Source organism: Polaribacter sp. PL03 (assembly GCF_033875165.1).
In the GTDB taxonomy this organism is placed as follows: Bacteria; Bacteroidota; Bacteroidia; order Flavobacteriales; family Flavobacteriaceae; genus Polaribacter.
Genome location: NZ_JAWZSV010000003.1, coordinates 579,893 through 603,190, shown reverse-complemented (window position 1 = coordinate 603,190; position 23,298 = coordinate 579,893). Strand labels below are relative to the sequence as shown.

Here is a 23,298-nt window from a genome sequence, read left to right as displayed (position 1 = left end):
ATGAAAGTTTTTAAAGAAGAACAACGTTTTACACAAACTTGGTTAATAGTACTTTTAGCAATTAGCATTATTGTGCCAATAACTGTAATTACAACAGAATATTTGGAAGAAAACTCTAACATGACAACTAATGAGTTTGTACTAACTCTCTCTGGAATTTTAGTGACTATTTCATTTATTTTCTTCTTTAAATTAAAAACTAGAATAGACGAAAAAGGAATTCATTATCAGTTTTTACCATTCCATTTTAAGTATAGAACAATTACATGGCCAGAAATTAAGACAGCTGTTGTTAGAAAATACGATCCTATTGGAGAATATGGTGGCTGGGGAATTAAAGGCGGTTCTCTTTGGAATAAAGAAAAAGGGAAATGTGTAAATATTTCTGGAGATATTGGCATACAACTTCAGTTGAAAAACGGTAAAAAGTTATTAATTGGTACACAAATGAAAGAAGCTGCTGTAAATGTTTTAAAAACATACCAAAACAAAATAGTATGATTAGAGTTATAACCTATGTAGTTGTTTATTTATTCGGAATTTCTATTGCTACTGCACAAATAAAATCCGAAGAAATAACAATAAATAATAAAAAAATACAGCTTCCAGGAACCTTAACCTTCTCTGAAGAAAAAATACCCTTAATTATATGGGTTCATGGTTCTGGCCCTGTTGATAGAAATGGGAACCAGCCAGCACAAAACATAAAAGCGAATTATATTAAGCAATTTAGAGATGCAGTAAATAAACAAAACATTGCATTTTTTAGTTATGATAAAAGAACTGCTAATAAAAATAATGGTCTTTTTTTAAAGAATACCAAAGTAATAGATTTTGCATTAGATGCAGAAGAAGTTATAAATTATTTTAAAGAAGAAAACCGCTTTTCTAAAATTATTTTAATTGGCCATAGTCAAGGTTCTTTAATTGCTTTATTGGCTTCAAAAAACGTAGATAAATATATTTCTCTTGCTGGTGCAGGTGAAACAATAGATAAAACTATTGTTAAACAAATTAGTAAAAACAACCTTACTTTAGGTGAAGCTGCACAACAACAATTTGATACCTTAAGAAAGAAAGGTAAAATTGATGTTGTAAATCCGTTTTTAATGAGTGTTTTTGCAAAACAAAATCAACCTTTTCTATACTCTTGGTTGCAATTAAACCCAATAGAAGAAATAAAAAAATTAACAATTCCTGTTTTAATTATTAATGGAGACAAAGATCTTCAAGTAAAAATTGAAGATGCGAAAGCACTACATGCTGCAAAACCAGCTTCTAAATTGGTTATTATAGAAAACATGAACCATGTTTTAAAAGATATTCAAAAAGATGAAGACAATTTAGCTTCTTACTATTCATCAGAATTTCCAATTTCAGAAAAACTAATTGAAACAATTGTTCAATTTGTAAAAAAATAAAATGACAAAAAAGAAAGCTTTCGCGTTGCGAGTTAATGAAGATATGATAAAAGCTATCGAAAAATGGGCTGCAGATGAGTTTCGTTCTACTAACGGACAAATAGAATGGATGCTAATGCAAGCTTTAAAAGAAGCGAAACGAGAACCTAAAAAGAAAGAGGAATAGACTATAAATTTCTTTGATATAATAGCATTAGCTTTTTGAGATTTATTCTTTTTATTCTCCTATAAAATCATAACAATACATATTTATATAGAAAACAAAAATGTTAAAAAACGCTCAATTTATATTGAGCGTTTTCTATTTTGTATATTGTTGGCCAGTATTAAAAAAAATCAACAAACCTATTCAAATGAAAAAACTATTTACACTACTTTTTTTATGTACAACAACACTACTCTTGTCACAAGAGTTTTCTATGGACTTAGTAAAGAACATGAAACCAAGAAACATTGGTCCTGGAGGAATGTCTGGGCGTGTAACTTCCATTGACGTTGTAGAAAATAATCCTGAAATTATTTATGTTGGAACCGCTTCTGGTGGAATTTGGAAATCTACTTCTGGTGGCGTAAAATGGGAACCTATCTTCGAAAAAGAATTAACAGCTTCTATTGGTGCTGTCGCTATTCAACAATCGAACCCAAGTGTTATTTGGGCAGGAACAGGAGAAGGAAACCCAAGAAATAGTTTAAACGGTGGTTTTGGAATTTATAAATCTTTAGATGCTGGTAAAACTTGGAAAGCCATGGGTTTAGAAAAAACAAGACATATTCATAGAGTACTTATAGACCCTACAAACCCAGATATTGTTTATGCTGGCGCAATTGGTTCTCCTTGGGGAGAGCACAAAGAGCGTGGTGTATATAAAACAATAGATGGTGGTAAAACTTGGAAACAAATCTTATTTACAAACACAAAATCTGGTGCTGCAGATTTAATTATGGATCCTAAAAACCCTAATAAAATAATTGCAGCAATGTGGGAACACAAAAGAGATCCTTGGTTTTTTAAATCTGGTGGAACTGGAAGTGGTTTGTATATTACACATGATGGAGGAGAAAATTGGAAACAAATTACAGAAAAAGAAGGTTTTCCTAAAGGAGAGTTAGGTAGAATTGGTGTGGCAATTGCACCTAATAACCCAGATGTAATTTATGCTTTAGTAGAATCGAAGAAAAATGCATTATATAAAAGTGAAGATGGAGGTTTTAAATGGAAAAAAATAAACGACAAACCAGGTATTGGAAATCGTCCTTTTTATTATTCAGAAATTTATGTTGACCCTCAAAACGAAAACAGACTATACACTGTTTTCACTTATATAAATGTTTCTCAAGACGGCGGAAAAAGTTTTAAAGAATTAATGCCTGCTTACGGTGTAGATAATGGTGTACACCCAGACCACCATGCCTGGTACATTCACCCAACTAACGGTAAGTTTATGTTAGACGGAAATGATGGTGGATTAAATATTACAAAAGATGGCGGAAAATCTTGGCGTTTTATAGGTAACATACCAGTAGCGCAATTCTACCATATTAATGTAGATAATGAATTTCCTTATAATGTTTATGGTGGAATGCAAGATAATGGTTCTTGGAGAGGGCCTGCTTATGTTTGGAAGTCTCAAGGAATTAGAAACTCTTATTGGCAAGAAATTAGTTTTGGAGATGGTTTTGATGTTGTACCAGATAAAGATGATTCTCGTTATGGCTGGACAATGAGCCAGCAAGGTTCTGTTTCTAGATATGATTATAAAACAGGAAATAATTATTCTGTAAAACCTACACATAAAGACGCTAGCGTAAAATTACGTTTCAACTGGAATTCTGCTATCAATATAGATCCTTTTAATAATAACACCTTATACTTCGGAAGTCAGTTTGTACATAAATCTACCGATAAAGGTTTAACCTGGAACGTAATTTCTCCAGATTTATCAACAAATGATCCAGAAAAATTAAAGCAAGCCGAAAGTGGTGGTTTAACTATGGATGCTACTGGGGCAGAAAACCATTGTACCGTTTTAGTAATAGAACCTTCTCTTTTACAGAAAGATGTTTTGTGGGCTGCAACAGATGACGGACAAGTACACATTACTAAAAATGGTGGCGAAACTTGGACAAACGTTGCTAAAAACATTAAAGGCTTACCAGAAAATAGCTGGATAACTCAAATTAAAGCGTCAAATAAAAATAAAGGAGAAGCACTTTTAGTTGCTAATGATTATAGACGTTTTAACTATACTCCTTACGCGTATAGAACTAAAAACTACGGACAATCTTGGGAACGTATCATTGACGAGAATGATGTGCAGAGTTATGCTTTGTGTATTATTGAAGATCCTGAAAATGAAAATTTACTATTCTTAGGAACAGATGATGGTTTGTATATTTCTATAAATGCAGGCGATAAATGGACAAAATGGACAAATGGTTTCCCTACAGTTCCTGTGAAAGATTTAGTTATTCACCCTAGAGAACAAGATTTAGTTATTGGTACTTTTGGCAGAGCTGCTTGGGTTTTAGATGATATTAGACCTTTAAGAGCAATTGCAAACAAGAATGTTACTAATGATAAATTGGTGTTATTTTCTCCTCCAACTGCTTACCAAGCTGCAAGACAACAACCAACAGGAAGTAGATTTGGTGCAGATGCAACTTACCAAGGAGAAAACAGAAGAGGTGGCGCAATTATATCTTACTTTATTAATAAACCAGAAGTTGATAAGGAAGATAAAAATGCTGTTAAATACGATTCTATTAAATTAGAAATATTTGATGGTAAAAGACAAATTAGAACTTTAAAATTTAAAACTCCTAAAGAAAGTGGTATTCATAAAACTACTTGGTATTTAAGAGAAAAAGGAGTTGATAGAGCCTCTAGAAGAATAAGAAAATCTACTAGAGAAGCTGGTGGTGTTTCTGTAAAACCAGGAACTTACAATTTGAAAATGACTTTTGGAAATGAAGTTTCTAAGCAGACCATAAAAGTTGAGTTTGATCCTAGATTAAAAATTTCAGATGCTGCAATAAATCAGAAATATGCTGCTAGTAAAGAACTAGAAAGCTATCAAGAAAAGATTGCAAATGTTGTAAAACAATTAGTAGAAAGTAAAAATACTGCAACTGCTATTAAATCTCAATTATCTAAAGAAGATAAAAAGAAATACAAAGCAGAGATTAAGTCATCTTCAGAGATTATTAAAAAAATTGAAACTTTAACTGCTAAATTCTTAGGAACTATTGATAAAAGACAAGGTATTACTAGAAACCCAGAGATTACGGTTAACCAACGTTTTGGACAAGCTAGTAGTTATGTGCGTTCTCGTTTTGGAGCACAAACCTCCACAGAAAGAGTTTTAATGAATCAATTTAAGGAAGAATTTAAAAAAGTAATAAGCGAAACAAATTCGTTCTTTAATAAAGATTGGCAAACTTACAAAACCGCAACTGAAAACATAAAAGTATCTTTGTTTAAAGAAACAAAAATATATTCAACAAATTAAAATATGCGTAAAATAATTCTATTGTTGTGCTTGAGTTTTATTATTAATAATGCTCAAGCTCAAAAATCTGCTGAAGATCAATTAGGTACTTGGTATATGTATAATGGTTCGCATAAATTGTCTGAAAAATATACGCTTAAAACTATGGCGCATTTTAGATATTATGAGCTAACAAGCGAATTTCAACAAGAAATTTATAGATTAGGTATTAATTACACCTTCAATAAAAAAACCAATTTAACACTTGGTTTAAGTTATGCTACCGGAGATTTAGAATATGATGCTTCTTCTATAAATTTGTATGAATCTCGCTTTTATGAAGACTTAAACTTAAAGTCTAACTGGGGTAAATTTACCGGAAAACATCGCATTAGATTAGAACAACGTTTTATTCATAAAAATGGAAATACAGATCAGTTTCAAAATTGGTTGCGTTACGACTTAAATGTTAGCTACCCAATTTCTAATACTTGGAGTGTTTATGCTTTTAATGAGATTTTCTTAAACTTAAATCAATCTAAAAGATTTGCTCAAAATTGGACTGGTGCAGGTTTTCTTTACAAATTGAACAATAACATTAAACTAAAAGCTGGTTATTTTCAAATTAAAACTCCGAATGTAATCTTAAAAAGACTGCAATTAGGAGTAATTTTAAACACCAATTTTTCTAAAAAAACAATATAACAATGGAGCCAATTTTTAAAAACGATGCAATTGTTTTTGGTATTTTAATGATTTCTTTAGGATTCGTTTTCTACACAGAAAGTTTAAAAACAGGTTTTTGGCCTAAATTCTATAAAATAGTTCCTGGTTTATTCATGGCATATTTTATTCCTGCGCTTTTTACAACCTTTGGTGTTATATCACCCGAATGGAAAACAACAACAGCAACTGGTGAAGTTATAAGTAACTCATCACAATTATATTATGTAGCTAGCCGTTTTTTATTACCTGCTGCATTAGTATTAATGACTTTAAGTATCGATTTAAAAGCAATTTTTAATCTAGGCTCAAAGGCTTTAATTATGTTTTTTACAGGAACTGTAGGTGTTATAATTGGTGGTCCGTTGGCTATATTATTAATTTCTATTTTTTCACCAGAAACAGTTGGTGGTGCAGATTTTGATGCTGTTTGGAGAGGACTTTCTACTCTAGCTGGAAGTTGGATTGGTGGTGGAGCAAACCAAACTGCCATGTTAGAAATTTACAAATACAACCCTGCAAAATATGGCGGAATGGTAATTGTAGATATTGTTGTTGCAAATGTTTGGATGGCTATTTTACTTATAGGAATTGGTAAGAAAGACAAAATAGATAAATGGTTAAAAGCAGATACCTCTGCTATCGAAGCATTAAAAGAAAAGGTAATAACATTTACCCAAAAAGTAAAGAAAAATCCTACTTTAACAGATTATATGATTATGCTTGCAATTGCTTTTGGAACCGTTGGTTTTGGGCATTTTTCTGCAAAATATCTAAGCGAATTTTTCTCTGAATTTGTTGCAACTATTCAATCTCAAACTTGGCGAAATGTGTTTTCTTTCTTAGGTTCTGGTTTTTTCTGGTTAATTAGTATTTCTACTATTGTAGCTGTTATTTTATCTTATACAAAAGCAAAAAACTACGAAGGTGCTGGTGCTAGTAAATTAGGTAGTATTTTTATTTACCTATTAGTAGCTAGTATTGGTATGAAAATGGATTTGAATCAGGCTTTTGAAAACCCAGGTTTAATTGCAATTGGTTTTGTTTGGATGACTATACATGCTGTGCTACTAATTATTGTTGCTAAAATTATAAAAGCACCTTATTTCTTTTTAGCTGTTGGTAGTCAAGCAAACGTTGGTGGTGCTGCATCTGCACCAATTGTTGCACAAGCATTTCATCCATCTCTGGCAACTGTAGGTGTTTTATTAGCCGTTTTTGGTTATGCAATTGGTACAGTTGGTGCAATTTTATGTACAATTTTAATGGAATTATCCTCAACCATTTAAAAAAATAAAGCATATTTGCAGACTAAATATTAGAATAATGAAGAAAATAATAGCCGTTTTAGTAGTATCAATTTTAATGATTGCCTGTTCATCTAAAAAAGATGGAAACATGATTGTTGAAGGAAACATTAAAGGATTAAAGAAAGGAACTCTATATCTTCAAAAAATGAATGATACAGCTTTAATTTCTGTAGATTCTGTAACTGTTTTAGGCGATGGTAATTTTAGACTAACAGATAACGTAGAATCTTCTGTAATGTATTATTTAACTTTTGATGCTAAAACAACAGAAAAAAGAATTTTATTCTTCGGAAATAAAGGAACGATTACAATTAACGATAATGTTGATATTTTTGGTTTTAATCCAGAAATTATTGGGTCTAAGAATCAAACGGTTTTTAATAACTTCTCAAAAATTAACAATCAATTTAAAAATCAACGTTTAGAGTTTATTAAAAAAGAATTTGACGCAACTAAATCTAAAGATATCGATTTAATAGATAAAGTGCAAAACGACTTCAATAGAATGATTAGAAGAAAATATTTGTACACAACAAATTTTGCTTTAACAAATTCAGATTCTGAAGCTGCACCTTATATTGCCTTAACAGAATTATATGATGCTAATATTAAATTATTAGACACTATAAATAAGTCTTTATCTATAGATGTTAAAAAATCTATTTATGGTAAGCGTCTAGACAAATACATAAGCGACATAAAAGCTAAAGAAAATAAATAAGATTAAAAACCGAGTTAAAACTCGGTTTTTCTTTTTTATAAATAAATGAAAAGCATAGAATATCCTGGTGTATTTTTAAGAGTAAAGCAGCAGTAATAGATAATATTGTATTAATTATTCTAATAGTTATTACTACAGATATTTTCTCAATGTTTAACAAGCCTCCAGTATATACAAAAGTTTTAGCTTTTTTATTTATTTTCATTTTATATGAACCATTAATGGTCTATTTCTTAGTAAATACAGTTGGCCACAAAGTTTCAAAAATTAAAGTTAGAAATATTAAAAACGAGAACAACCTAAGCCTACCTAAAGCTTGAATTATATTTATATAAAGTGCTGTTAAGCTAGATTTCATTCTTCTCTGTAGCTTCAAATGAGCATAAGCAAGCAATTCATGACACTGTTGTTGGTTTAATTGTTGTTTTAGATGAAGAGTATGTAAAACCCTAGAAAAAAATAATCGTATCTTTATTAAGTTGTTTTGTGCAACATAGAAGGAAATTTTGAAAGTAAATGAAAAATTGGATAATTAATGAAAATGAATTAACAAATAAATATCTAATAGTTACTGAAAAATCTATTTGGATTTCTGAACAACTGAAAGAATTAGATATTAATGAACTAATCGAAAATAAAAATTTAGGAACTGTTAAAAGTTTCAGATATGAAAAAATAAAGGAAATGATCTTTATCGAAAATAATGTTTCGGTTCAATTTGAATTTAAAGATAAAGACGTTGAAGCAGAAAAATTCGTTATTGAAAAAAATGTTTTTGGAGAAATTAAAACTTACTTAAAAAATCAACTTGTCGGCATTGATGTAAAAAATTATTCGCTTTTTAAACAAGTTTTATCACAACTGACAACTTTAGGAATTGGAATTGTATTTATCGCTTTAACTTATTCTACAGCTTTAGATTTAGAAAATGGAATTGAAATACCTGAAAGTCGAAAAAGTTCTATTATTAAAAAATTAGTTCTTTTATTGGCTGAATTGATTGGAGTTTATGGCTCAATTATAATTGGAATATTGTTTTCATTAGCTTTTATATTTTGGATAAATAAAAAATTACAAAACCCGAAAAAAGGAGAAATATTAAAATTTAATAAAAACATAAGATTGAAAAAATAAAATTAACTGTACACAACACCGAATAATAAAAATTGCTTAATTTTAGCTTAATTAATTGCAATTGCTTTTTTTTTGCAAACAACAATTTTCCTACTTAAAATAGCCGTTTACAAAATTCTCAACTTTAAACACACAACAACGTTCGCAGAATAATGCTTTTCAACGAACCTATAAAAAGAAAAAAACATGAAATACTTATCTCCAGAAATAGAAGCATTGTCTAAAAAATTTGAAACAACAAAATCTTTAGCACGAACAAATGTGTCTTGTGGTATTTTTCAAGATTGTGATTATACCGAAGAAACGCTTAAATTATATCAAAAAAAACACCTTTAATAAAAGATTAATTAAAAGTGTTTTTTACTAATATATAGATAAATTTTAAAGTTTTACTTTTATACTCCATTCAAAAGTAAACTTAGAAACCACTACTCCTTCTTCATTTTTCCCTTCAGATGTTAAAACAACAACTTGCCCTTCTTTTGTTTGTTTAGATTTCTTTATAGCATTTATAATTTCAGTTCCACCTGCACAAGAAAATAAAATATTACCAGTAGCTTTTTTAAAAAAATCTGCTTCTTGGTGTGTTACCAACATAGATACTTTTTCTTTAGAAACGGAAATTGCTTTCATAACTAAAACAGCTGTAGCCATTTCTGCAGCCATACCTTGAGCAGCCCAAAACATGCTTTTAAATGGATTCTGATTCATCCATTTATGCTTAATTTTCACCTCTGCTATTGTATCTGTTATCGATATTACTCTCATTCCACTTAAATAACCTAACGGCAACTTAAATAACATGTACAAAGTAATTCTTCTTGGTGTAATCTTCATAATCCCTTTATTTGCTGACAATTTACCACTTTTTTACTTAAAAAAAGACAAATATAAAATGTTAAAAAAATGTTAATTACAGTACTATGTATTGCACAATACCTTTTATAAGATATATATTTGCATAAGAAAGTATTATACACTTTACAAATTATGAGACAAAACAACCAAAACACCAATGCCTTTTTAATACATATTTCTGCTTTTGCAGGTTTTATATTTCCTTTTGGCCATATAATAACACCTCTTATAGCGTGGCAAACATTAAAAGAAAGAAGTCCGTTTTTAGATGAACAAGGCAAAGAAGCAGTAAACTTTAACCTAAGCTATACTTTGTACTCTTTTATTTTAACAGTTGCATTTATACCTTTTGCATTTGGTACATTTTTTAGAAACATAGATAATTTCGATAATTTTCATATTAATTTCGATTTTAACACTAATAGTTTTTTAGGCTTTATTGGTTTTGGAACTGTAACAGGAATAATTTATTTAGTAGGAATTGCTTTGGTAATAATTGCTTCTATAAAAGCAAAAGAAGGAGAGAATTATAAATATCCTTTTACCATAAAATTTATAAAATAAACGACAATACATGAAGATAGAAAACACAAAAGCACAAATGAGAAAAGGTGTTTTAGAGTACTGTATCTTATCCATCTTAAAAAATGGAGATGCTTATACTTCTGAAATTCTTTCTACTCTAAAGAGTGCAGAAATGATTGTGGTTGAAGGAACCATTTATCCGTTATTAACACGTTTAAAAAACGCAGGATTATTAACCTACAGATGGGAAGAATCAACCTCTGGACCACCAAGAAAATACTACGTTTTAACCGAAAACGGAGTCATGTTTTTAAAAGAATTAGACAAAACATGGAGTAATTTAGTAAACGCAGTTAACCAAGTAATTAGCACAAAACCAACTTCAGATGAATAAGACAATAAATATTAATTTAGGCGGATTTTTCTTCCACATAGACGAAGTAGCCTATCAAAAACTAAGAAGGTACCTAGAATCTATTTCTAAATCTTTAAGTGAAGATCCTCAAGGAAAAAACGAAATTATTGCAGATATAGAAGCACGTATTAGCGAACTTTTATCAGAAAAAATTACAGATGCTAGACAAGTTGTAAATGAAAGCGATATAGAAGATATTATTGTTATTATGGGGCAACCAGAAGATTATACCGAAGCAGAAGAAGCATATTCAGATGCTAATTATTCTTATACAAGAAACAATGCTTCTGGTAAAAAATTATTTAGAGACGGTGATGATAAGTTTCTAGGTGGTGTTGCTTCTGGTATTGCACATTATTTTGATATTGATACTATTTGGGTTCGTCTTGGTTTATTAGCCTTGTTTTTTGGAGCAGGTTTTGGTATTCTATTATACATAATTCTTTGGATTTTATTGCCAGAAGCTAAAACTACGGCAGAAAAACTACAAATGGAAGGAGAACCTGTTAACATAGATAATATTGAAAAAAAGATTCGTGAAGAATTTACAAATGTTTCAGAAAATGTTAGAAATGTCGCAAACCAAGCTTCAGAAAAATTTAAAGATGGGGCAAATGAGTTTTCTGCAAAAATGAATGAAACTTTTTCAGGAAAGACAAAAAAAAATAACGGCTTACAAGATTTTTTAAATACAATTGGTAAAATTATACTTGCTTTCTTTAAAGTATTAGGAAAGTTTATGGGGGTAATTTTTGTAATTGTTGGTGCATGCGTTATTTTATCTCTAATTATTGGAGGGTTTTCTGTTGGAAGTTTAGAATTTTTAAATATAGATGGTAATTTTATTAGCTATCCAGATTTTTTCTACGACGCAAGTTTACCTAAATGGTTGTTAACAGTTTCACTTTTTCTATTAACAGGAATTCCGTTTTTAATACTACTTGTATTAGGTCTTAGAATATTATCTAGCAATGTTAAACAGTTTAGCAAAGCAACCTCTCTAACTTTATTAGCAATTTGGATAGCTGCATTGTTAACCATAATTTTTACAGCAATAGAGTTTGGTACAACCCACGCTAATTATGGTAAATCTGTAGAAAAAAATGAATTAAATCTTACTAAAAATGATACGCTAGTTCTAAAAGTACAAAATGATGATGCTATCTATTACCAACATAACCTAAGAAGATCTTCTAGAAGACATGAGGTTGAAGTAAATAATAAACGAATGATTTATACAAACGATGTTCATATAGATGTTAAAAGAAGTAATACTGGTGCTGCTTATATTATTGTACAGAAAGAATCTTATGGTAGAAGTAATATTAGAGCAAATAAAAATGCTGAAAAAATTGAATACAACTACACTATTAAAAATAATGAAATTGTACTAGATGCTTTTTTCTTATCCGAAGTAAAAAATATTTTTAAAGATGAAGAAATAGATGTTACCATTTTTATACCATCAAAAACAAAAATATATTTTGATAATTCTATAAAAACATTTTTATATGATGTAAAAAATGAAGCAAGAATTGATGATAGAGATATGGTAAACCATAATTTTGAAATGACTGAAGAAGTTTTAAAATGTACAGATTGTGTAGATGAAATTGATGATACAGAAGTAGACAACGATACTATTTAAACAATTTAACCCAAAGAAATAACAACTGAGCAACTATATTTAGATGATAAGCGTCTATTAAAAGATATTTATCATCTAAATTAAAACCAACATCATGAAAAAATCAATCAACCAATTATTTATAGTACTTTTTGTAACAACCCTTTTTAGCTCTTGTAACGCAGATATATTTAATAAGGTTATCGGAAACAAAAATGTTACTGTTAAGCAACGTAAACTAGAAGGCAGTTTTACTGGTATAAAAGTAAGCTCGGGAATAGATTTATATATTAGTCAAGGAGATACTAAAATATCTGTTGAAGCCGATGAGAATCTTCACGATCTTATTATTACAAAAGTAAATGAAGGAGTTTTAAATATATATGTAGAAAAAAATATTTGGAGGTCTAAAGCTAAAAAAGTATATGTAACACTAGAAAACCTTACTCTTTTAAAGGCAACAAGTGGTAGCGATGTTTATAGTGAAACAGTTATTAGAACTAAAGAAATTTCTATAAGTGCAACAAGTGGCGCAGACATTAATTTTAAAGTTGATGCAGAAAGTGTAGCTACAAGTGCTACAAGCGGTTCTGATATTAATATTTCTGGAGTTACTATAAACCATGCTTCGAATGCTACTAGCGGAAGCTCTATTGATGCTTATAACTTAAAAAGTGAAAATGTTATTGTAAAAGCTACTAGTGGTGCAGACATAAATATATATGCATCTGAAAAGATGGAGGCAAACGCTACAAGTGGTGGAGATATAGATTTTAAAGGAAACCCTACAATAGTAAATAAAAAATCTACTTCTGGCGGAAGCATTTCTAGAGGATAAAACAACCTAAAGTCTAATTTCTAAAGAAATTAAAGACTTCTTAAACAACCAACATGAACTCATTTTTAGACCTCATTAAAGATTCTATACTATTTAAAATACTAACCATAATTGTAGTATTTGCATATAACTTTTATATAAATTATTAGAAAGCTAACTTCTAATATAGTTACTAATACTTGGTTTTATTAGTTTACTTGGTAAGTTGCTGTTTTGTAAAAAGCAGCACTTACTTTTTATAATAAAAAACATCCCTTTTAAAAATAAAAAAACTGAACGATAACGTTCAGTTTTTTTTATCTTAAAATGTTAAAACAATTATTCTATTGCTTTTTTATAATTTACTAATAGTTTTTTTATTTCTACATTATCATAAACAGAAGGGTACAATTCATTTAAAATTGTATGATAGTCGTAGTCTATTTTCATAGCAGTTATTAGATGCGTAAACGCATACTTTTCTTTACTTAAGACGAAGAACAAACCTACTAACCTATACTCTATCTCCGCAAAACCTTTGTATGATTTTTGTGCAACTAATAACACTTTTAAAGCATCATTAAATTCACCTAAAAAAGATAAAACATCTGTTAAACCTATATAAATTTCTGGTGAGGTATCTCCTAGCCTTAAACAACTGTTAAAGCCTACAACTGCTTCTTCAAAAAAACTTAGTTTTAAATTAATTTCTGCATAACGTCTCCAATACAAACCATTTACTTCATCAATTTTTAAAGCTTTTGCAAGATAATATGCTGCTTTTTGATATTGTTCTTGATCGAAATATAAATTGGTTAACAGAATCCATCCTTTATCTAACAAAGGATCTTCATGAACCGCTTTTTTATAATAAGAAACTGCAGCTTCTAGTTTTTCAATTTTCTCGTAACATTCTCCAATTCTAATGTACACAAAAGCTGTAGGGTCGTCTAATTCTATTGTAATTAAATAATTATCTATAGCGTCTTGGTAATTGCCTAATTGCTCTAAAGTTTTTGCTTTTTCTAAATAGCCACCTAGAAAAGATTCATCAATTAAAACGGCATAATCAAAAGAAGTTAATGCCTTTTTATAATTCTCTAAGACATAATGTTGTCTTCCTAATTGATGCCACGCAACTTCACAATACGGGTTTTTATCTATATAAGCGTTTAAATAATTTATAGCTTCTTCATGCTCTTTTTGCATATCGAAACAATATACAATATTGTAAAGTGCAGAGTAATCTTCATAATCTGCTTCTATACAGTATGCAAAATTTATTCTAGCGTTTTTAAAATCATCTAAGTATAAATACTCCATACCCATTAAAGACCAAACATCTATTTTATCTTCAGTAAAAGACAATGCTGTTTTTAGATCTAAAATTGCTTCTTTATGTAAACCCTTCTTAGATTTTATAGTTGCTTTTTGAATGAAAACCTCCTCATTATCTGGCGCTATAATTTCTATTTTTTTTAATAATATTGTTGCTTTATCAATTTCGTTCTCAGTAAGATAAGACTCTACCATTAACAACTTTAAGTCAATAGATTCTGGGTGTTGTTCTAGACCAAGCTTTATTGCTTTTTTTGCTAGAGATATTTTACCAGAATCTAAATAATGTACTATAATTTCCTCAAACTCAACCAAATCAAAAAAATAAATATTGTTGGTTTTAAGCATGGATTCAAATTTTAATAGAGACATAACTATGATATTTGAATTAGGAAATAAAGGTACTATAACTATAGAACATCATTTAGAATTGCAGTTTTTGTTTTCAACAATTTAATTAACAAAAACACTTATTTTATTTAGTAGCTAATAATTTTGTGCATACATAAATTTACGCTAATTTTGATTTTCAATAACTATCAGCCTAAATTGGTAGCATTCTTATGAGCAGAAAAACCTTACTTAACTCAAAAGATATTGAAATTATTCTTCATCGATTTGCTTGCGAGCTTATCGAAAACCATAATGATTTTTCTAATACTGTATTAATTGGGTTACAACCTAGAGGTTCTTATTTAGCCAATAGATTAGCAAACTTATTAAAAACAGATTACAATATTAAAAACTTAGAGTTAGGTCTTCTAGACATCACTTTTTATAGAGATGATTTTAGAAGAAAAGAGACACCTTTAGCAGCAGAAACTACAGAAATGAACTTTCTTGTTGAAGATAAAAAAGTAGTTATTATTGATGATGTTTTATTCTCTGGGCGAAGTATAAGAGCTGCATTAACAGCCATTCAATCATACGGAAGACCAGAAAGTATAGAATTATTAGTATTAATAGACAGACGTTTTAGTAGACATTTACCAATTCAGCCAAATTATAAAGGCAGACAGGTAGATGCTATTAATGAGGAAAAGGTTTTAGTTACCTGGAACGAGACTCATAAAAAAGACGCTGTTTTTATAGAACTTAAATAATTATTTAAGAACTATTTTAAATATAAAAATGAAGAAGAATAAACAAATATCTAACTTAAAAACTTTGATGTGTCAGAATTAAGCGTAGAACATTTATTGGGTATTAAATATTTAAAACCTAATGATATTGATGTTATTTTTAAAACTGCAGATCATTTTAAAGAAGTAATTAATAGGCCTATTAAGAAAGTACCTTCTTTAAGAGATATTACTATTGCAAATTTGTTTTTTGAAAACAGTACTAGAACAAAACTAAGTTTCGAACTTGCAGAAAAAAGACTTTCTGCAGACGTAATTAATTTTTCTGCAGGCCAATCTTCAGTAAAAAAAGGAGAAACGTTAATCGACACCGTAAACAACATCTTAGCTATGAAAGTAGATATTGTTGTAATGCGACACGGTAATGTTGGTGCAGGTGTTTTCTTATCTAAACATGTAGATGCAAAAATTATAAATGCTGGTGATGGAACGCACGAACACCCAACACAAGCTTTATTAGATTCTTACTCTATTAGAGAAAAATTAGGAAGCGTAAAAGGTAAAAAAATAGTTATTGTTGGCGATATTTTACACTCTAGAGTTGCATTGTCTAACATTTTTGCATTGCAATTACAAGGTGCAAAAGTTAAGGTTTGTGGGCCAACTACCTTAATACCAAAACACATTGCTAGCTTAGGCGTAGAAGTAGAAACAAATTTAAAAAAAGCACTAGAATGGTGCGATGTTGCTAATGTTTTACGTGTACAGCATGAAAGAATGGATATTAAATATTTTCCTTCTACCAGAGAATACACGCAACTTTTTGGTATCAACCAAGACATCTTAGACAACCTTGGCAAGAAAATTGTAATTATGCATCCAGGACCAATAAATAGAGGTGTAGAAATTACAAGCGACGTTGCAGATTCTAATGATTCTATTATTCTAAATCAAGTAGAAAACGGAGTTGCTGTAAGAATGGCAGTTATTTATTTATTAGCACAACAAATAAAAAGATAAAATGCTTATTACTAAAAAAGACAATTATACACTTATTTCTTCGGATGAAAATTCGTTCAAAGAATTTCAAAATTTATTATTTGAAAAGATAAATAATTTTCAAAAAGACCATTTAATACTTCAAATTTCTAACGATATTAGTATAAATAACAAAGATTTTTTATTATTTTTGAATATAGCCGAACAAAAACAACAAAATGGCACATCATTTGTAGTTGTTAATTCGACTATTAATGTAGATGATTTTCCTGAAAATCTAAATATTGTACCTACTTTACAAGAAGCAGAAGATATCTTAGAAATGGAAACTATAGAGAGAGAGTTGGGATTTTAAAAAAGCAAATGGATGATTAAAAAATTACTTTTTATTTTACTTTTATCGGTTTCTTTTATTGGTTTTTCACAAGAAAAATCAGTAGAAAGTTTATCTACTGCTCCTAACCCATTTACAAATTCTACTAAAATTACCTTTAACTCTACTCTAGACTCTTCAATAATTCTAACAGTAAGAAACGTTTTAGGCAAAACAGTATTTTCTAAATCATACAAGATTAAAGCTGGTAAAAACAGCATCCCGTTTTATAAAAATAATTTAGCTGCAGGTATGTATATTTATAGTGTACAAAATAATAAAAACGTAATCTCTAAAAGATTTGTTATTAAATGATAAACCTTACCATATTAGGTTGTCATTCTGCAACACCACGTGTTAACGCCTTTCCAACTTCGCAATATTTAGAAATAAATAACAATCATTTTTTAGTAGATTGTGGTGAAGGTACGCAACGCCAAATGAGAAAATATAAAGTTGGTTTTTCTAAGATAGATCATATATTTATATCTCATTTACATGGCGATCATTATTATGGTTTAGTAGGTTTACTGTCTACTTATGGCATGTTAAGTAGAGAAAAAGAAATGCATATTTTTGGTCCTAAAGGAATAAAAAAGGCAACTTTACAGATGCTAAAAATTTCTGAATCTCACGCGAAATTCAATATGGTTTTTCATGAATTATCTTCTAAAGAAAGTGAACTTATTTATGAAGATGATAGAGTTACTGTAAGAACTATACCATTAACACATAGAGTGTACACAAATGGTTATTTATTTACTGAAAAAGAGAAGCCTCGAAAACTAAATATGTTAAATATTAGCGGATATCCAGAAATTGATAAAGCAGATTATTTAAATATTAAAGCTGGTAGAGACGTTACATTAACTACTGGTGAAATAATTTCTAATAAAGCGTTAACAATAGACCCACAAAAACCATTAAGCTATGCTTTTTGTAGTGATACAAGCTATAAACCAGATATTGTTCCTATTATTAAAAATGTAGATTTACTATATCACGAAGCTACTTTTTTGCATGACAGGCAAGATTTAGCTAAGAAAACAAAGCACTCTACTTCTATTGAAGCTGCACAAATTGCCAAAGACGCAAATGTTGGGCAACTAGTAATTGGTCATTTTTCTGGAAGATACCCAGACACTACTTTGTTTCAAAAAGAAGCAAAAACTGTTTTTAACAATGTAGATTTAGCTAAACCAGGTTTAGTTTTTACAGTAAAGTAAACTCCGTTAAATTTTTCTTCTTGTACCTTTTTAATATTGATTTGTTGCCAACAGCACTAAAGTACATGCAATTTCACTTGCAATATTATTTTCTTGCAATAATTTCACAAACTCCATGTTTTCTGTACCAGGGTTAAAAATAACTCTCTTTGGTGCCAAACTTATAATATAATTATAATATTCTTCTTGTCTTTTTGGGTTTAAATATAATGTAACGGTATCTATGTTTTTATAAGAAACCTTTTCTGTATCTATAGAAACCCCTACAACTTCACCTTCTCTTAATCCAATAGCAACAACCTCTAAATTATTAGCTTTTAATTTTTTTATTGCTCTGTTAGAATATCTTTCTTCTTTTAAAGAAGCTCCTATAACCAATGTTACTTTCATTTTTTTATATTTAAATAGACTTTTTCAACTCTTTACAAAGATAAAGATAGAAATACATAATTTAAAGTTTCAAAATATATTTTTAAATAAAAATTTAATAACTTCTTTTTCAAGAGCTGAGGTATTACATTAACAAAAAATTAAGTATTTTTATCGAAGTTTGTAATAGTTTGTTTGCTATGAATATTACAGACATAATTTTAAATTATGAAAAAGTATATATCTCTATTTCTAATTTTTTTATCTCTTACGTTTTATGCCCAAACCCAGGGTAAAGTTTTAAAAAATATTGGAAGCATTACAGGAAAAATTATTGATATTAAAACAAAAAAAACGCTACCCTATGTAAATATTATTTGCAAAGATAAAGCGTCTAGTATTATAAACGGAGGTATAACAAACCATAAAGGCTATTTTAAAATAGTTAAACTTCCTTTAGACACTATTTATGTAGACATTCAATTTATAGGCTACAAGACCATAAAAAAGACTATTATTTTATCTGAAGAGTTATCAGAATTTAGTATTTCTACAATACACTTAGAAAAGAATATTCATCAATTAGACGAGGTTGTCATACAATCGGAGAAATCTACAATTGTACAAAAGATAGATCGAAAAGTAATTCATGTTGGTAATGACTTGGCTTCTGCTGGCACAAATTCTTTGCAATTATTAGAAAATATACCTTCTGTTGAGGTAAATTTTCAATCTGGTAGCATTAATTTAAGAGGAAATAGCAATGTTCGGGTTTTAATTGATGGTAAACCATCTAACTTATCTCCGGCCAAACTTCTAAAACAAATTCCTTCTTCTTCTATAAAAAGTGTAGAGTTAATAACAAATCCGTCTGCAAAACATTCACCGGAAGGAATGAGTGGAATTATTAATATAATACTGAAAAAAAATACCACAATTGGCTTTAATGGAAGTTTAAATATTGGTTTAGAACATAGCATAAATAGCAGACCAACCACTTCTTTAGATTTAAATTACAGAAAAGGGAAAGTAAACATTTATACAAATTATGGTTTAGATTTAGGTAAATTTGAAACTGTTGCTTTATTTGAAAGAGAAGACAAAAACCTTAATCAGTCTATTAACTATACAGACAATACAACGAGTAATTATTTAAAAACAGGAATTGATTTTTACATTAATAATAAAAATACTTTGTCTTTTTATACCTCTCAGAATTTTGCTGATACCGATTTTACTATAGATACAAGAGTTACAGAAAACAATAATTCAATTTTTAATGCTTCTAATTTATCACAATTCGATATTAAAGAACAAACTTATAATTTAGATTATAAATTAAATATTGATGATAAAGGACAAAATATAGAGTTTGAAATTAATTACACCACCACAAAAAATCCGCAAAACGATTTTAATAAAGAAACGGTAAATACAAGTTCTAAAATTTATAATTACACCAATAAGATTATAAACAACACAGATACTTTTTTAGTAAATATAGATTATACAAAACCTATTTCTAATGGTAAATTAGAATTTGGCTTAGAAGCTAGAAATCAGAATACGTTTAATAATATTCTTACAGATCAAGCAATAGAAACTAACGGAAGTGCTACAATTAAACCCAAAGGAAACTCTTCTTTTAATTACGATAGAGAAATTTATGCTGGATATGTAAATTACACAAAAGAGTATAAAAAAATTGCTTTTCAAGGAGGAATGCGTTTAGAACATTTCTCTGTAAATGGTAAATTCTCTAATACAGAGCAAACAGCAATTGCGCCTTATAAAGATACATTTTTCACACTTTACCCTTCTGCTTATTTTACGTATTATGCTTCAGATAAAAACGAATTTCAAATAGGATATAGCAGAAGAGTTGACAGACCAGGTGTTGAGCAAGTTACACCTATACAAGAATGGACGTCTCCTTTAAGTACCTCTATTGGTAACCAAACCTTACGTCCGCAATTTACCAACTCTTACGAAGTAAATTACACTAGAACAATTAAAAAAGGATATCTTACTTTTGGTGCTTTTTACAGACAAACATCAGATAAAATTGGTAGAATTATTAATAAGGATATTACAAATGAAGATAAACAACTTTTGTCTTATGCTAATTATGAAACTGCAGACAGTTATGGTGTTGAGTTTTCTTCTAGTTTTAAAATGAATAATTGGTGGAGTTTTAGACCAAGTTCTAGCTTGTACACACAAGATAGCCAAGGTTTAATTAATAACACCCAAGAAAGCATTAAAAACACTCTTTTTAGAATAAGAATAAGTAATAGTTTTAAAGCTTCGAAAAAATTAAAGTTTCAATTAGCTACTTCTTATAGAGGAAAAAGTGAAGGCGTACAATTTAAAGTAGCACCTTACCTTATAGTAAATGCATCTGCTCAATTAAGTATTTTAGATGGTAATGGTGCAATTACATTAAGAGGCACAGATATATTTGATGCTTACAAATTAGATTTCTCTGCAACAAATCCGTTTTCTCAAACGGGTAGATATACTTTAGAATATAGTGCTGTTTATCTTGGCTTTTCTTACGATTTTGGTGGTGGAAAAAACAGAGCTAGGAATAGAAAGTATAGAGAAAAAAATGAAACCGAAGGTAGCGGAGGAGTTTTGTAATTGTGCCGTTTGAGCTACTTTCTCTGTTAGAAACCAAACCAATTAACAGAAAAATATTACTGACATTCATCTAACTAAAACTATTTTAAAACAAAAGGATATAAAATAATTGAAAAGGTATTAAAAATCTAACCTTTTCTATATGCTTAGTTCTTAAAATAAACTTAACCTCTTCTACCCATTCTATTGTTTCGCATTTCAACCATTTTTTCACGAACTGTTGCAGTATACTCTTCTTTTGTAATTTCTTTACCTTTTTTTGGCATTTCTATCTTTACAGTTTTTTCTTTACTAATCGAGAACTCTGTACATAATAAAGTAGTGTTTTCTGCACTAACTTCTAGAATAAAACCAGGTAAACCCCAATACTCTGCAGGTCCTTGAGAAACTGGAATTTCTGGTGCATACCAAGCTTCTACAATAATCATTTTTTCTGTTGTTTCTTTTTTATCTGCGTCTTTTTCTGTATTTTTTCTTAAATCTCCCCAAGAGAAATTAAACCAATTTAATTCTGAATAAGGTACAAAAGCTTTTGCTTTATAACACGTATACTCACCTATCTTCTTAGACTCAGAACCAATAGTCCAATCGATGCGGTATAATTTATCTTTAACTAAAAATCGTTTTCCATAAAACTCCTGACTTTGTATAATTTTACTTTCTTTTATATTTTTATAATGATCTCCTCTAGAAAAATATCCACCCCAAGAATCTGTTGCTCCAGAAACAGCATCAATTTTTTCTTCCTCTAAAAAAGTAGCTTCAGCATTATTAAAACTTAAAACATATCTCTTTTCTAATCTATTTTTAAGACGATTTGCAACTTGCTTTTTCTGTTCTTCTGTTAACTTCGCACCCCAATTACCAAGTTCCATTTTAGATTTAGAAATGTAAATGGCTTTACCATGAAAGTTTTGGCCGCATGTATTTTCAGAAATAAAAGCAATTACAATAAGTAATACTATTTTTAATATATATGATTTCATAAAACTAGTGATTCGTTATTTTTGTTTAACAAAAATAACTAAATAATAAACAAATATCGATTTTTTGCTCAAGAAATAATTTTACTTTAAGCTGATAATCAATTATAAACAAAAAAAAGACCCGTTTTAACGAGTCTTTTTCTAGCCTAATATCTTTTTAAGTTTACCAGCGAATAATAACACTTCCCCAAGTAAAACCACTTCCAAAAGCAGCTAAAACAACTAAATCGTTGTCTTTAATTTTACCTAGTTCCCAAGCTTCTGTTAACGCTATAATTACAGAAGCAGCAGTAGTGTTTCCGTATTTCATAATGTTGTTATACACCTTATCATCAGACAACTGAAACTTCTTTTGTATAAACTGTGCAATACGTAAATTCGCTTGATGAGGAATTAGCATATCGATATCTTCTTTCTCTAAATTATTGGCTTGTAAGCCTTCTACAATTGCTTCAGAAAAACGCCCAATTGCATGTTTAAACACAAATTGACCATTCATATAAGGATAATATGAAACATCATCTGGGTCATTCGCTTCTATAATTTCTGGCACCCAACGTTGTGTAGATGGACCTTCTAAAGCTAATTCCTTTGCATGTTTTCCTTCTGAATGCAAATGAGAAGACAAAATACCTTTTCCTGCTTCTTCACTTCTAGATAGTACAGCAGCTCCTGCACCATCGCCAAAAATTACAGAAACATTTCTTCCTCTTGTAGATTTTTCTAATCCACCAGAATGATTTTCTGAACCTATAACTAAAATGTTTTTATACATTCCTGTTTTTATAAATTGATCTGCAACAGACATTGCGTATATAAAACCAGAACATTGGTTTCTAACATCTAATGCACCAATTGTTGGCATATCTAACATTTCTTGCACTTGTACGCCACCACCAGGAAAATACATATCTGGACTTAAAGTTGCGAAGACAATAAAATCGATCTCGTCTTTAGTTAAACCAGCTCTTTCTATAGCAATTCTAGCAGCTTTTGCTCCCATAACTGCTGTAGTATCTCCAGATTTAGGATCTATCCAACGTCTTTCTTTTATTCCTGTTCTTTCTTGAATCCATTCGTCCGAAGTTTCCATAAATTCCTTTAAATCGTCGTTTGTAACAACATTTTCTGGAACATAATAGCCAAGGCCGGTTATTTTAGAATTATACATGGTGTATATTTTATTTGCTAATTGTTTGTAAAGGCAAAAATAGGAATAAAATAATGCGCCTACAAAACCACT

Annotated in this window: 25 protein-coding genes; 20 read left to right on the top strand and 5 right to left on the bottom strand. The window is 29.3% G+C overall.

The window, feature by feature from the left end:
* The 10 genes from SHK09_RS08710 to SHK09_RS08670 all read left to right on the top strand — a co-directional run bounded on the left by SHK09_RS08710 (position 1) and on the right by SHK09_RS08670 (position 9,133).
* Entirely contained in the window at positions 1–501 is a 501-nt protein-coding gene (locus SHK09_RS08710) for a hypothetical protein (protein ID WP_319810378.1), read from the top strand.
* Positions 498–1,421 carry an alpha/beta hydrolase family protein gene (locus SHK09_RS08705; RefSeq protein WP_319810377.1) on the top strand — a complete coding sequence of 308 codons (924 nt, stop codon included), beginning with the start codon at positions 498–500 and terminating at the stop codon, positions 1,419–1,421. The genes SHK09_RS08710 and SHK09_RS08705 overlap by 4 nt, the downstream gene beginning before the upstream one ends.
* A 1-nt stretch (position 1,422) precedes the next feature.
* Positions 1,423–1,587: an Arc family DNA binding domain-containing protein gene (locus SHK09_RS08700; RefSeq protein ID WP_319810376.1), complete on the top strand. Its 165-nt coding sequence runs from the start codon at positions 1,423–1,425 to the stop codon at positions 1,585–1,587.
* 187 nt (positions 1,588–1,774) lie between these two features.
* Positions 1,775–4,930 (top strand): VPS10 domain-containing protein, encoded by a 3,156-nt coding sequence (locus SHK09_RS08695; protein WP_319810375.1) that lies wholly within the window; start codon positions 1,775–1,777, stop codon positions 4,928–4,930.
* A 3-nt stretch (positions 4,931–4,933) separates the two neighbouring features.
* The gene (locus tag SHK09_RS08690) at positions 4,934–5,614 is read left to right on the top strand and encodes a DUF2490 domain-containing protein (protein WP_319810374.1); all 681 of its coding nucleotides are present in this window, start codon (positions 4,934–4,936) and stop codon (positions 5,612–5,614) included.
* Positions 5,615–5,616: 2 nt separating this feature from the next.
* Positions 5,617–6,921 (top strand): DUF819 domain-containing protein, encoded by a 1,305-nt coding sequence (locus tag SHK09_RS08685; protein WP_319810373.1) that lies wholly within the window; start codon positions 5,617–5,619, stop codon positions 6,919–6,921.
* A 37-nt stretch (positions 6,922–6,958) separates the two neighbouring features.
* Positions 6,959–7,663: a DUF4369 domain-containing protein gene (locus SHK09_RS08680; protein ID WP_319810372.1), complete on the top strand. Its 705-nt coding sequence runs from the start codon at positions 6,959–6,961 to the stop codon at positions 7,661–7,663.
* 41 nt (positions 7,664–7,704) lie between these two features.
* Positions 7,705–7,983, top strand: a complete 279-nt coding sequence (locus SHK09_RS15430) for an RDD family protein (protein WP_413774276.1) — start codon at positions 7,705–7,707, stop codon at positions 7,981–7,983.
* A 196-nt stretch (positions 7,984–8,179) separates the two neighbouring features.
* Positions 8,180–8,797: a hypothetical protein gene (locus tag SHK09_RS08675; protein ID WP_319810371.1), complete on the top strand. Its 618-nt coding sequence runs from the start codon at positions 8,180–8,182 to the stop codon at positions 8,795–8,797.
* Between the two features lie 186 nt (positions 8,798–8,983).
* Positions 8,984–9,133 (top strand): hypothetical protein, encoded by a 150-nt coding sequence (locus SHK09_RS08670; RefSeq protein ID WP_319810370.1) that lies wholly within the window; start codon positions 8,984–8,986, stop codon positions 9,131–9,133.
* Positions 9,134–9,178: 45 nt separating this feature from the next.
* On the opposite strand, the gene SHK09_RS08665 is transcribed toward SHK09_RS08670, so the two are convergent.
* Complete coding sequence (locus SHK09_RS08665) at positions 9,179–9,634, bottom strand: DUF4442 domain-containing protein (RefSeq protein WP_319810423.1); 456 nt, start codon at positions 9,632–9,634, stop codon at positions 9,179–9,181.
* Positions 9,635–9,787: 153 nt separating this feature from the next.
* Between SHK09_RS08665 and SHK09_RS08660 the strand changes: the two genes are divergently transcribed.
* The 4 genes from SHK09_RS08660 (at position 9,788) to SHK09_RS08645 (ending at position 13,060) form a co-directional block, all read left to right on the top strand.
* Positions 9,788–10,219 (top strand): DUF4870 domain-containing protein, encoded by a 432-nt coding sequence (locus SHK09_RS08660; RefSeq protein WP_319810369.1) that lies wholly within the window; start codon positions 9,788–9,790, stop codon positions 10,217–10,219.
* Positions 10,220–10,229: 10 nt separating this feature from the next.
* A complete protein-coding gene (locus SHK09_RS08655; protein ID WP_319810368.1) occupies positions 10,230–10,574 on the top strand; it encodes a PadR family transcriptional regulator in 345 nt (114 codons plus the stop codon).
* On the top strand, positions 10,567–12,243 hold the full coding sequence (locus tag SHK09_RS08650; protein WP_319810367.1) for a PspC domain-containing protein: 1,677 nt from the start codon (positions 10,567–10,569) through the stop codon (positions 12,241–12,243). Before SHK09_RS08655 ends, SHK09_RS08650 begins: the two co-directional genes overlap by 8 nt.
* A 94-nt stretch (positions 12,244–12,337) precedes the next feature.
* On the top strand, positions 12,338–13,060 hold the full coding sequence (locus SHK09_RS08645) for a head GIN domain-containing protein (protein WP_319810366.1): 723 nt from the start codon (positions 12,338–12,340) through the stop codon (positions 13,058–13,060).
* A 318-nt stretch (positions 13,061–13,378) separates the two neighbouring features.
* Here SHK09_RS08645 and SHK09_RS08640 read toward each other — a convergent pair whose 3' ends face one another.
* On the bottom strand, positions 13,379–14,749 hold the full coding sequence (locus SHK09_RS08640) for a tetratricopeptide repeat protein (protein ID WP_319810365.1): 1,371 nt from the start codon (positions 14,747–14,749) through the stop codon (positions 13,379–13,381).
* Positions 14,750–14,940: 191 nt separating this feature from the next.
* Here SHK09_RS08640 and pyrR point away from each other — a divergent pair, with 191 nt between their 5' ends.
* The 5 genes from pyrR to SHK09_RS08615 all read left to right on the top strand — a co-directional run bounded on the left by pyrR (position 14,941) and on the right by SHK09_RS08615 (position 18,057).
* Positions 14,941–15,480, top strand: a complete 540-nt coding sequence (gene pyrR / locus SHK09_RS08635) for a bifunctional pyr operon transcriptional regulator/uracil phosphoribosyltransferase PyrR (protein WP_319810364.1) — start codon at positions 14,941–14,943, stop codon at positions 15,478–15,480.
* Between the two features lie 69 nt (positions 15,481–15,549).
* Complete coding sequence (locus SHK09_RS08630) at positions 15,550–16,479, top strand: aspartate carbamoyltransferase catalytic subunit (protein WP_319810363.1); 930 nt, start codon at positions 15,550–15,552, stop codon at positions 16,477–16,479.
* Between the two features lies 1 nt (position 16,480).
* A complete protein-coding gene (locus tag SHK09_RS08625) occupies positions 16,481–16,813 on the top strand; it encodes a hypothetical protein (RefSeq protein WP_319810362.1) in 333 nt (110 codons plus the stop codon).
* A gap of 12 nt (positions 16,814–16,825) precedes the next feature.
* The gene (locus tag SHK09_RS08620) at positions 16,826–17,146 is read left to right on the top strand and encodes a T9SS type A sorting domain-containing protein (RefSeq protein WP_319810361.1); all 321 of its coding nucleotides are present in this window, start codon (positions 16,826–16,828) and stop codon (positions 17,144–17,146) included.
* Positions 17,143–18,057, top strand: a complete 915-nt coding sequence (locus SHK09_RS08615; RefSeq protein ID WP_319810360.1) for a ribonuclease Z — start codon at positions 17,143–17,145, stop codon at positions 18,055–18,057. The genes SHK09_RS08620 and SHK09_RS08615 overlap by 4 nt, the downstream gene beginning before the upstream one ends.
* Positions 18,058–18,087: 30 nt before the next feature.
* Here the strand turns inward: SHK09_RS08615 and SHK09_RS08610 are convergent, their stop codons facing one another.
* A complete protein-coding gene (locus tag SHK09_RS08610; protein WP_319810359.1) occupies positions 18,088–18,447 on the bottom strand; it encodes a CoA-binding protein in 360 nt (119 codons plus the stop codon).
* 207 nt (positions 18,448–18,654) lie between these two features.
* Between SHK09_RS08610 and SHK09_RS08605 the strand changes: the two genes are divergently transcribed.
* Positions 18,655–21,069, top strand: a complete 2,415-nt coding sequence (locus SHK09_RS08605; protein WP_319810358.1) for an outer membrane beta-barrel family protein — start codon at positions 18,655–18,657, stop codon at positions 21,067–21,069.
* 164 nt (positions 21,070–21,233) lie between these two features.
* Here SHK09_RS08605 and SHK09_RS08600 read toward each other — a convergent pair whose 3' ends face one another.
* Positions 21,234–22,055, bottom strand: coding sequence for a GLPGLI family protein (locus tag SHK09_RS08600; RefSeq protein ID WP_319810357.1), 822 nt, complete (start codon positions 22,053–22,055; stop codon positions 21,234–21,236).
* 163 nt (positions 22,056–22,218) lie between these two features.
* Complete coding sequence (locus tag SHK09_RS08595) at positions 22,219–23,226, bottom strand: beta-ketoacyl-ACP synthase III (RefSeq protein ID WP_319810356.1); 1,008 nt, start codon at positions 23,224–23,226, stop codon at positions 22,219–22,221.
* Positions 23,227–23,298 lie beyond the last annotated feature (72 nt).

What these genes read in the sequence shown, in the direction of transcription:
- SHK09_RS08595 (WP_319810356.1), bottom strand. Translation starts at nt 23,226, where the DNA reads ATGTATAATTCTAAAATAACCGGCCTTGGCTATTATGTTCCAGAAAAT.
- SHK09_RS08660 (WP_319810369.1), top strand. Translation starts at nt 9,788, where the DNA reads ATGAGACAAAACAACCAAAACACCAATGCCTTTTTAATACATATTTCT.
- SHK09_RS08655 (WP_319810368.1), top strand. Translation starts at nt 10,230, where the DNA reads ATGAAGATAGAAAACACAAAAGCACAAATGAGAAAAGGTGTTTTAGAG.
- SHK09_RS08705 (WP_319810377.1), top strand. Translation starts at nt 498, where the DNA reads ATGATTAGAGTTATAACCTATGTAGTTGTTTATTTATTCGGAATTTCT.
- SHK09_RS08700 (WP_319810376.1), top strand. Translation starts at nt 1,423, where the DNA reads ATGACAAAAAAGAAAGCTTTCGCGTTGCGAGTTAATGAAGATATGATA.
- SHK09_RS08710 (WP_319810378.1), top strand. Translation starts at nt 1, where the DNA reads ATGAAAGTTTTTAAAGAAGAACAACGTTTTACACAAACTTGGTTAATA.
- SHK09_RS08670 (WP_319810370.1), top strand. Translation starts at nt 8,984, where the DNA reads ATGAAATACTTATCTCCAGAAATAGAAGCATTGTCTAAAAAATTTGAA.
- SHK09_RS08620 (WP_319810361.1), top strand. Translation starts at nt 16,826, where the DNA reads ATGATTAAAAAATTACTTTTTATTTTACTTTTATCGGTTTCTTTTATT.
- SHK09_RS08610 (WP_319810359.1), bottom strand. Translation starts at nt 18,447, where the DNA reads ATGAAAGTAACATTGGTTATAGGAGCTTCTTTAAAAGAAGAAAGATAT.
- SHK09_RS08640 (WP_319810365.1), bottom strand. Translation starts at nt 14,749, where the DNA reads ATGTCTCTATTAAAATTTGAATCCATGCTTAAAACCAACAATATTTAT.
- SHK09_RS08680 (WP_319810372.1), top strand. Translation starts at nt 6,959, where the DNA reads ATGAAGAAAATAATAGCCGTTTTAGTAGTATCAATTTTAATGATTGCC.
- SHK09_RS08625 (WP_319810362.1), top strand. Translation starts at nt 16,481, where the DNA reads ATGCTTATTACTAAAAAAGACAATTATACACTTATTTCTTCGGATGAA.
- SHK09_RS08605 (WP_319810358.1), top strand. Translation starts at nt 18,655, where the DNA reads ATGAAAAAGTATATATCTCTATTTCTAATTTTTTTATCTCTTACGTTT.
- SHK09_RS08695 (WP_319810375.1), top strand. Translation starts at nt 1,775, where the DNA reads ATGAAAAAACTATTTACACTACTTTTTTTATGTACAACAACACTACTC.
- SHK09_RS08615 (WP_319810360.1), top strand. Translation starts at nt 17,143, where the DNA reads ATGATAAACCTTACCATATTAGGTTGTCATTCTGCAACACCACGTGTT.
- SHK09_RS08650 (WP_319810367.1), top strand. Translation starts at nt 10,567, where the DNA reads ATGAATAAGACAATAAATATTAATTTAGGCGGATTTTTCTTCCACATA.
- SHK09_RS08685 (WP_319810373.1), top strand. Translation starts at nt 5,617, where the DNA reads ATGGAGCCAATTTTTAAAAACGATGCAATTGTTTTTGGTATTTTAATG.
- SHK09_RS08645 (WP_319810366.1), top strand. Translation starts at nt 12,338, where the DNA reads ATGAAAAAATCAATCAACCAATTATTTATAGTACTTTTTGTAACAACC.
- SHK09_RS08690 (WP_319810374.1), top strand. Translation starts at nt 4,934, where the DNA reads ATGCGTAAAATAATTCTATTGTTGTGCTTGAGTTTTATTATTAATAAT.
- SHK09_RS08600 (WP_319810357.1), bottom strand. Translation starts at nt 22,055, where the DNA reads ATGAAATCATATATATTAAAAATAGTATTACTTATTGTAATTGCTTTT.
- SHK09_RS08665 (WP_319810423.1), bottom strand. Translation starts at nt 9,634, where the DNA reads ATGAAGATTACACCAAGAAGAATTACTTTGTACATGTTATTTAAGTTG.
- SHK09_RS08675 (WP_319810371.1), top strand. Translation starts at nt 8,180, where the DNA reads ATGAAAAATTGGATAATTAATGAAAATGAATTAACAAATAAATATCTA.
- pyrR (WP_319810364.1), top strand. Translation starts at nt 14,941, where the DNA reads ATGAGCAGAAAAACCTTACTTAACTCAAAAGATATTGAAATTATTCTT.